Below are 9117 nucleotides of genomic sequence, written 5' to 3'. Positions count from 1 at the left end.
AAAAATGAAGAAACCCGTTGAAAAAAAAAAAAAAAAAAATAGTATAATATTACCATATAACTGAGTAGCTGTTACAACAACATAGTTTACATAGACATTACAATGGCAAACCTGCCGAAAGGCAGGGACGCAAAGCCAAGGGCCTAAGGAGCAAGCTAATTCTACGGCAGCCGGTTGCATGAAAGCCTCTATGCGCTTAGTGCACGAGGCTTTTTGTGTATTAAAATAGCTTGATTAGACGAAATTGTGTCTGTATGGTGGAAAATACGGCATTGACAGTGGATTTGGCGGAGCATAAGACCCAAAGGAGGGACTCGTTTAAAATGAAAAAGACTGAGTGCATAAAAGACAGAACACATGTTCCCAATAGAGGGGGGTAATATCTGTATTAATTCCCAAAATATGGAGATATACCGTTTTATTTACATTGACAAGCAATAATTGTGAAGCTAAGCAAGGTCTGTTTTCATTAGCTGGAAAAATATGTAATGTTCAGCTGTGTAAAATAGGCCTTTTGATTTTTGCTTAAATAAATTAAAAAAGTCTGCTGGTCGAAATGAGTACACAGAAAAACTAAAAAACATAGAGAGGGGGAAAAGAAATGGCGGAGAAACAATATGTTGTTTTTGTACTGGGCAGCGAATACTATGGCCTTGACATTTTAAGCATCCAGGAAATTACAAGATATGAAGCGCCTACAAGAATACCCAATATGTCTTCATACATGCAAGGCATAATAAATCTGCGGGGGAACATCATCCCTGTAATCGACCTCAGAAGAAAATTTAACCTGGGAAACAGTGAGGTTACAGGTGAAAGCAGGATTATTGTCCTAAATCTTTCTGAGCAAAAAGCCGGGCTTTTGGTTGATGCCGTATCCCAGGTAACAAAAATCGGTGATGACCAGATAGAACCGCCGCAAATGACAACTGTTGAACACAAATACATAGCCGGTTTAGCCAAAAAGGGAGAAGAAATCATTATCCTTTTGGAACCTGCCGCCATTCTGGCGGAAGAACAAGAAGTAAAGGCGGGGGAAATTGCAGTCTGAAAACCAGGGCATGAAATTATCCGGCATAAACAACTTTTAAGCGGGGAGGGAGAAACAGTATGGAAGAAAATATTATGCGGGAAATTTTGCGCCAGGCGCCCTTTGGCTATGCTTACCACAAACTGGTTTTAAGCGCAGAAGGGATTCCGGAAGACTATATTTTTCTTGATGTCAACCCTGCTTTTGAAGAAATGACCGGGCTAAAAAAAGAAAAGATCTTGGGGGAAAAAGTGACGGAAGTCATACCTGGCATCAAAGAAGATTCTTTTGACTGGATAAAATTTTACGGCCAAATCGCCTTAAATGGCGGAAGGGAAGAATTTACCCAATACTCCGGGCCGCTTGGGAGATGGTACAAAGTAACCGCTTTTTCCTGGGAGCAAGGTTATTTTGCAACCTATATTCAAGAAATCACCGCAGAAATGGAAAAGATAAAAATCCTGGAAAAACAGCAGAAAACCATTGGCGAACTCACCCTGGAAATGGAAAAAGTTTTTAACGGAACCCATGATGCGATCTTTCTCATCAAGGCCGAAAACGGAGAATTCAGGTACCTGCGCAATAACTCTGCTCATCAGGAATTGACCGGCATTTCTCTGGACATGCTCAGAGACAAAACGCCGGTTGAACTTTTAGGCGCGGAATTAGGAAAAGTCATTGAAGCCAACTACCGGAAATGTCTGGAAAGCGGGGAGACAATAACTTATGAGGAAACTTTGAATCTCCCAGCAGGAGAAAGAGTTTGGCTCACCAGTCTTACGCCGGTTATCGAAAAGGATAGAGTCAAATACATTGTCGGCTCCAGCAAGGACATAACGTTACAGAAGAAAGTAGAAAAGGAAAGAGAAGAGTTGTTACATCGCCTGCAGGCCATGTTCAACGGACATACCGCCGTCATGCTTCTGATCGAGCCAATATACGGCAGAATCGTTGACGCCAACCCCGCCGCTTGCACATTTTACGGTTATACCAGGGAAGAACTCTTAAACATGCACATTCAGGACATCAATATGCTGCCAAAAGAGGAAGTGGCAAAGCGGCGGTTCATGGCCTTACAAGAAAAGCAGAGGTATTTTGTTTTCCCTCATCGGTTGAAGAACGGGGAAGTAAGGCTGGTTGACGTTTATTCCTGTCCTATAACATATAACGATGAGAATTTGCTTTTTTCCATCATTTTCGATGTCACTGACAGAGAAAAGTACAAAAAAGAACTATACATAGAAAAAGAACTATTTAGAACTACCCTCCTTTCCATTGGTGACGGAGTGGTTACTACTGACCTGGCAGGTAATATCACGGTCATGAATCAGGTTGCTCAAGAAATAACGGGCTATAGTGAAGAGGAAGTCAAAGGCCGTCCCTTTGCTCAAGTTTTTCAACTGATCAGCGAAGAAACAGGGGAAAAAGCTGAAAACCCCGTGGAAAAAGTCCTGCAAACCGGGAAAATCGTTGGGCTAGCCAACCACACCGCTTTAATCACCAAAGACGGCCGGCGGGTACCAATCGCCGACAGCGCTGCTCCGATTAAAGACGAACAGGGCCAAACTTTTGGGGTAGTCATGGTCTTTAGGGACGTCACTCAGGAAAAAGACTGGCAGGAAAAAATCCTCTACCTTAGCTACCACGACACCTTGACAGGCTTATACAACCGGCGTTTCATGGAAGAAGAATTGAAAAGACAGGAGCTAAACGGCAAATTGCCACTGGCTGTCATAATGGCTGATGTCAACGGCCTTAAGCTGGCCAACGATGTCTTCGGACACGCCGAAGGGGACAAGCTCCTTAAGAAAGCTGCCGAAGCCATCAAAAAATGCTGCCGCAAAGAAGACTTGGTCTCCCGTTGGGGCGGGGACGAGTTTTTGGTAGTCTTGCCCCAAACCTCAGCCCAAGCTGCGGAGGAAATAGCCAAGAGGATAAAGACTGCCACCCAGGCCTATGGGACTGAACACCTCCGCCTAAGCATAGCCTTGGGCTGCGCCACCAAAGAAACAGCAGGCGAAAAACTGGAGGAAGTGGTCAAAGAGGCTGAGGAGAGGATGTACCGCCAAAAGCTGAACGAGGGCAAAAGTTTCCGCAACAGCATTGTCAACACTCTTTTAGCTACTCTTTACGCCAAAAGTTCGGAAACAGAGGAGCACGCCGGGCGCTTAAAAGATTTTTGTTTAAAGATCGGTACGATGCTTAAACTGACTTCCAAGGAGATGGACGAACTTTCCCTGCTGGCAGTTTTGCATGATATAGGCAAAGTAGGGATCCGGGAAGAGATCTTGAAAAAACCAGGGTCTTTGACGGAACTTGAGTGGGAGGAGATGAAAAAACACCCGGAGATAGGCTGCCGGATAGCGCAGAACACCCCTGAGCTGGGACCCATAGCGGAATACATCCTGTGCCACCACGAGCGCTGGGACGGCCAAGGCTATCCCCAGGGACTAAGAGGAGAAGAGATACCCTTATTATGCCGGATACTGGCGGTAGCCGACGCCTATGACGCCATGACCAGCGACCGGCCTTACCGTAAAGCATTGAGCAGGGAGGAAGCGATTGAGGAGATAAAAAGGAATGCAGGGACCCAGTTTGATCCCCAGATAGTGGAAATGTTTTTAGAAAGCATTAAAAGCATCAATAAAAAAGGAGATGAAAGAAATGGGGTTTATTAACAACCTGAAAACGAAAACCAAACTATTGCTGTCTTTTGCCGTTATCCTGGTCATCACAGCTGTTATCGGAGTCAACGGCCTTCTGACCGCCAATCAGATTCAAAGCAACCTGGATGAGCTTTATAAAGACCGTTTTCTTCCCAACATGCTGCTTGGAAAAATGCAGGTGAACCAGGAAAAAGTATCCCAGGAGATGCTCAGGATTCTTTGGGAGACACAAGCCTTGCAAGACCAGACTGTCGTTAAAACTTCCGAAGAAGCTTTAAAGAAGGTTGTTGAGGAAAACGACCGTCTTATTAAAGAGTATGAAGGAACATATATGGTACCAGAAGAAAAAGCCCTCCTGGACAAGCTGAAAACTGTCAACTCCAGCTATCGCACAGCCAGACAGGAGGTTATAGATGTGGTCAAGGCCGGCAACTTCAGTCAGGCAGTCCAGCTTAATGACCAGAAAGCGAAACCTTTGCGGGAAGAAACTTCCAATATTTTAGCCCAAATGAAAGAAATGAACAATAAAATAGCCTCCGACTTGATGGCTGCTGCTCATGCCGATTTTGCCCGAGCCAGGAACATTGCTTTGATCATGCTGGGGATTGCCCTCCTGGCAGGTTTAGGTTTTTCCCTGCTTATGGGCAGCATTATCGCCAATCCTGTCAAAGCCGTGGTGGAACATGCCCGCCTTATGGCCGGCGGCGACTTCACCATGGAAGTGCCGGAAAGCTTCCTGCGGCGTAAGGATGAAATGGGACAGCTGGCTCAGGCTTTTGCCGAGATGAACTCAAAAATACGAGCTCTGTTAAAAGAAGTGGCTGCCTCTGTGGCTGAGACCAGCGCAGCCAGCCAGGAACTCTCCGCCACAGTGGAAGAAGTGAGCGCCCAGGAGCAGAACGTCAATGCCTCGGTAGAGCAGATCGCTGCTGGAATGGAAGAGACCAGTGCTTCTGTGGAGGAAGTGACAGCATCCAGCACAGAAATTAAAAACGGAGCCAAGCAGCTTGAAGCAAGGGCCGGGGACGGCAAAGCAAAGGTCGGGGAAATTGAAAAAAGGGCGGAACAGATGAAGGAAACGGCAGTTGCTTCCAAACAAACTGCCCAAAGTATGTATAACGCCAAACAACAGGAAATCAAAAAAGCTATCGAGGAAGCGAAAATTGTCGAAGAAATAGCCAAAATGACCGATGTAATCTCCGAAATAGCCGGCCAGACCAATCTCTTGGCCCTTAATGCCGCCATTGAAGCTGCTAGGGCGGGCGAGCAGGGCCGGGGCTTCGCCGTGGTGGCGGAAGAAGTCAGGAAACTCGCCGAACATTCGGCCCAGACGGCAGGGAGCATCCAGCAGGTAATTCAACAAGTTAAAACTGCTGTGGACAAGCTAACCGCCAATGCCGGGGAAATCCTGAAATTCATCGACGACAAAGTGGCGCCGGACTATGATATGCTGGAAAAAACCGGTGAGCAGTATGCACAGGACGCGCGGTTTGTCAAAGCACTGACCGAAGAATTTGCTGCTGCGGCTTCCCAGATTGCTGCGTCCATCGGCGAAGTTAATACCGCCATCGAAGGAGTGGCGGCAGCCATAGAAGAAGCCACCGCTTCTTCCCAGGAAATCAGCAACAGTGCTACAGAAACGGCAAAAGCCCTGGAAGGGGTGGCCAGAACTGCCCAGTCCCAGGCCGAGATGGCGGAGAAGCTGAGTGCACTGGTAGCGAGATTTAAAGTATAATGTTCTATGCAAATGAGTGCTGAAATAATTACAGGTGGTAAAAGATGGAGATAAATATAGTTTCCAATAAGAAGAAAATACTGCTGGTGGAAGACAGCCGCTTGACTGCCCTAATTGCAGTGAAGTCATTGCAAAGTAGCGGCTATGATGTGGAAACCGCTGCTACGGGGGAGGAAGCAGTGCAAAAGGCAAGCGGCGCTTCCCCACCGGACCTGGTCCTTATGGACATCGAATTGGCGGGGAAAATGGACGGAATTGAGGCGGCCCGCAGGATCCTTAAAACCCGGGATATTCCAGTTGTATTTCTTACCGCCAACACCTCCGGGGAAATCTTAGAAAAAATAAAAGAGGTCAAGGCTTACGGGTTTGTGCTAAAAGGCATAGACAAAGCTGCCATGCTCTCCACAATAGAAATGGCCATTAAACTGCATGAAGCCAATAGTCATGCCGGGATGTTTGAGCGGCTTTTCGAAAAATCCTTGGATGAGCTCTATATTTTCCACCCGGAGTCCTTAAAATTTGTTGCTGTCAACCGGGCCGCCCGGAATAACCTGGGATATACAAGCGAAGAACTGAAGACCATGACCCCTCTAGACCTCAAACCGGAATTTAATCTGGAGAGTTTCCGGAAACTACTTCAACCACTCCTCAGCGGGGAACAGGAGCAGCTCTCTTTTACCACAATACACCGCCGCAAGGACGGCACACACTACCCTGTGGAAATAAGTTTGCAGCTTACCGATTACAGGGGAGAAAAATTTTGTCTGACGTTGGTAGTTGACCTGACTGAACGCAGAAAAATGGAAGATGAACTGAAGGAAAGGGAAGAGATCTTAAGCGCCATTACAGGTACAGCCCGGGATGCCATCGTCCTGCTTGACAGCCAGGGAAACGTCATGTTTTGGAACCGGGCAGCGGAAAAGCTCTTTGGCTATTCCCGGGAAGAAATCATGGGCAAAGATTTGCACCGGCTGGTGGTGCCTGATGAGCGCCTTTATAAGGTTCATCGTAAGGCTTTCCGGCGCTTTCAGTCGACAGGACAGGGAAATGCCATAGGGAAAACAATTGAGCTGAAAGCCAAACGCAAAGACGGGCGGGAAATTGATGTAGAGCTTTCCCTGTCTGCTTTGAAGTTCAGGAATGGCTGGCATGCGGTGGGAATTGTGCGCGACATACGCGAACGCAAGTGGCAGGAGGAAGAAAACAGGCGCCGAGAAGAACGGCTCCGCATGATGCTGGAAGGCATACCCAGCCCGGCCTGGCTGGTATCAAGGGAGCGCCGCATTCTGGCGCAGAATAAAGCAGCGAAATCACTATTGGGGACAAAAATCGGAGATTATTGCTGGAAAGGCATCCATGGCGGGGAATACCTGACGGATAAATACAGGGAGTTATTTAAAAAGAAAGGCTTGCTATTACCCGGCGCCAAATGCTATTTCTGCCGCGGAGACGAAGCCTTGGACAAAAATGAACCCATAAACAGCGAAGTGGAGCTGGCAGGCAATATCTGGGATACCTGGTGGATCCCTTTGGGAGAAGACATATATCTTCATTATGCCACAGATGTCACTAAATATAAAAAGATGGAAGAGGAGCTCCGCCATTTATCTGTTGTAGATGTTTTGACAAACGCCTATAACCGCCGCTATTTTACGCAAAAACTGGAGGAAGAAATAGAGCGGGCGCGGCGCACTGACGGCAAGTTTTCTCTTGTAATGCTGGATATAGACCGTTTTAAGCGCATTAACGACAACTTTGGCCATAACGCCGGTGATTTAGTCCTAAAAAGCATGACAGAAATGATTAAGAACAGGATACGCAAAATAGATACCCTGGCCCGCTGGGGCGGGGAGGAATTTGTCATACTCCTGCCGGATACAACTGTAAATAATGCGGCCCGTTTGGCGGAGGAACTGCGGGAAAGTCTAAGCCAAATGGATATACCTGGTGTAGGCAGGGTCACTGCCAGCTTCGGGGTTGCCGGCTACTGTCCGGGGGACAATGTTGACTCATTGGTGAATAAGGCAGACAACATGATGTATGAGGCCAAAGCTGCCGGCAGGAATTGTGTGCGGTATATGAATGAGTGTGAATAGGGTGAAGTATGACGATTATAGGACAAACTACTAATGGTTCATTAATGCTATAAATATTTAATCAGAGAACTTTACCGTTATTGCGGTGGCATTTTAGAAATAAGATGCTGCCGTTTTTTTATGCCCTTTTTAGGGTGAAAAACCACAAACGATTGGAGGAAATCAAATGTCAAACATCAAGCAAACCCTCAAGTTTTTTAGTCCCCTATCGATTACAGCATACCCTTCTCATGAATACGGTGGGTGCGGCGCGGGCGATCTGCCTGAAGAATTATCTCCATCAGAGGCGGTACAGTATATGGATGAAATCCTTGCCGCCATAGAAAAAGAAAAGTTATCAGGCGAAGGTGATCGTGGTCTGATGGTTTACTTCTACGATGACCAGGAGCTGTCTGAAAAAATCTACAGCCTCCATCCGACAGTTGAAGAATGGAACGGCAAGCTGTGGGGCGTGATGGTGGCAGAGGTTTATGGTGAGTTGACCGAAGCTGAAACAGCCAAGCTGCTTGACTTTGCCGTTGGTCAAATGTCTGACGGCTGGGGCGAGGGGTTTGAGCAGCGTCCCATTAAAACGAATGACGGTGAAATTTTCGTCAGCTTCTGGAACAGTGAGGACTTTTTTATCAAGCCGGAACAGGAGCTGAAGCAGGGAGCTGAACAAAACTTCAACGAACAGACGATGGGAGGAATGTAGCATATCTCTACAATGAAAGCACCGGTAAATACGAATATGTGGAAGATGAGCCGGATGAAATTCCCAAGATGGGCGATGTGTAGAAATGCATGCCGCTATTTTTTATGAAAGGCAAACGAGCATGAGGCGCTATCTGAATAGGCAGCGTTTTTTTTGTTGCCGGAAAGGAGTTGAACTATGAACACAGACACAAAAACACAGGAGAAAAAAACCGGCAGCGATCCTGCGCCACCAAGAAAAATTCACACCGTACCCTTGCCAAAAGACACCGAGCGCTGCAAAGGCTGTCCCTATCCTGGTGTCGGCTTTATCTGCTGGAGTACAGACGGGAGCTGTATGCGGACCGATATGGATAGGATCAGCAGGCCAAGGAGGTGATGACTGATTGAACAGCATTATCAGCTGGGTCGGCGGCAAAAAGGCCCTGCGTGAACTTATTTACCAGCGGATGCCCAAAGATTATGGAAGATACATTGAGGTCTTTGGTGGCGGCGGTTGGGTACTCTTCGGCAGGAAACCGGATGCAAGCATGGAGGTCTATAATGACTACAACGCCGACCTTGCCAACCTGTTCCGCTGCGTCAAGGAGCGTCCTCTTGCCCTGCTCAAGGAGTTGAATTTCCTGCCCCTAAACGGCAGGGACGAATTCAACGTCCTCAAAAAATATCTTGAAAAGGAGGAATTCACCAGCGAATACCTGCGGGAGGAATTGGAACTGGCGGAGAACTGTCTGTCCCCGCCACAGTTTGAGGAAATCAAATCGATCCTTATTGAAAACGCGACCATGTCGGACGTAAAACGCGCCGCCGCCTTCTTCAAGCTGATCCGCTACAGCTACGGCAGCGGCTGCACCTCATATAGCTGCCAGCCCTTTGATATCCGGAAAACCTTCCACC

General features: G+C 47.3%; 7 protein-coding genes and 1 riboswitch. All 7 genes read left to right on the top strand.

Annotated features, from left to right (window positions below; all coding sequences use genetic code 11):
* Positions 1-94: 94 nt before the first annotated feature.
* A riboswitch (cyclic di-GMP riboswitch) is annotated at positions 95-182 on the top strand.
* A gap of 419 nt (positions 183-601) precedes the next feature.
* On the top strand, positions 602-1051 hold the full coding sequence (locus HPY74_18185) for a chemotaxis protein CheW (GenBank protein ID NSW92555.1): 450 nt from the start codon (positions 602-604) through the stop codon (positions 1049-1051).
* A 59-nt stretch (positions 1052-1110) separates the two neighbouring features.
* A complete protein-coding gene (locus HPY74_18180; GenBank protein NSW92554.1) occupies positions 1111-3708 on the top strand; it encodes a PAS domain S-box protein in 2598 nt (865 codons plus the stop codon).
* The gene (locus HPY74_18175) at positions 3695-5431 is read left to right on the top strand and encodes a methyl-accepting chemotaxis protein (protein NSW92553.1); all 1737 of its coding nucleotides are present in this window, start codon (positions 3695-3697) and stop codon (positions 5429-5431) included. Before HPY74_18180 ends, HPY74_18175 begins: the two co-directional genes overlap by 14 nt.
* Before the next feature lie 44 nt (positions 5432-5475).
* A complete protein-coding gene (locus tag HPY74_18170; GenBank protein NSW92552.1) occupies positions 5476-7527 on the top strand; it encodes a PAS domain S-box protein in 2052 nt (683 codons plus the stop codon).
* 166 nt (positions 7528-7693) lie between these two features.
* On the top strand, positions 7694-8221 hold the full coding sequence (locus tag HPY74_18165; protein NSW92551.1) for a hypothetical protein: 528 nt from the start codon (positions 7694-7696) through the stop codon (positions 8219-8221).
* A 177-nt stretch (positions 8222-8398) separates the two neighbouring features.
* Positions 8399-8599 (top strand): hypothetical protein, encoded by a 201-nt coding sequence (locus HPY74_18160; protein NSW92550.1) that lies wholly within the window; start codon positions 8399-8401, stop codon positions 8597-8599.
* A gap of 7 nt (positions 8600-8606) precedes the next feature.
* Positions 8607-9117, top strand: a 511-nt coding sequence (locus tag HPY74_18155; GenBank protein ID NSW92549.1) for a DNA adenine methylase, incomplete at its 3' end; no start/stop codon positions are given.

This window comes from Bacillota bacterium (genome assembly GCA_013314855.1).
Taxonomy (GTDB): domain Bacteria; phylum Bacillota; class Clostridia; order Acetivibrionales; family DUMC01; genus Ch48.
This window is presented reverse-complemented; position numbering and strand designations above follow the sequence as displayed.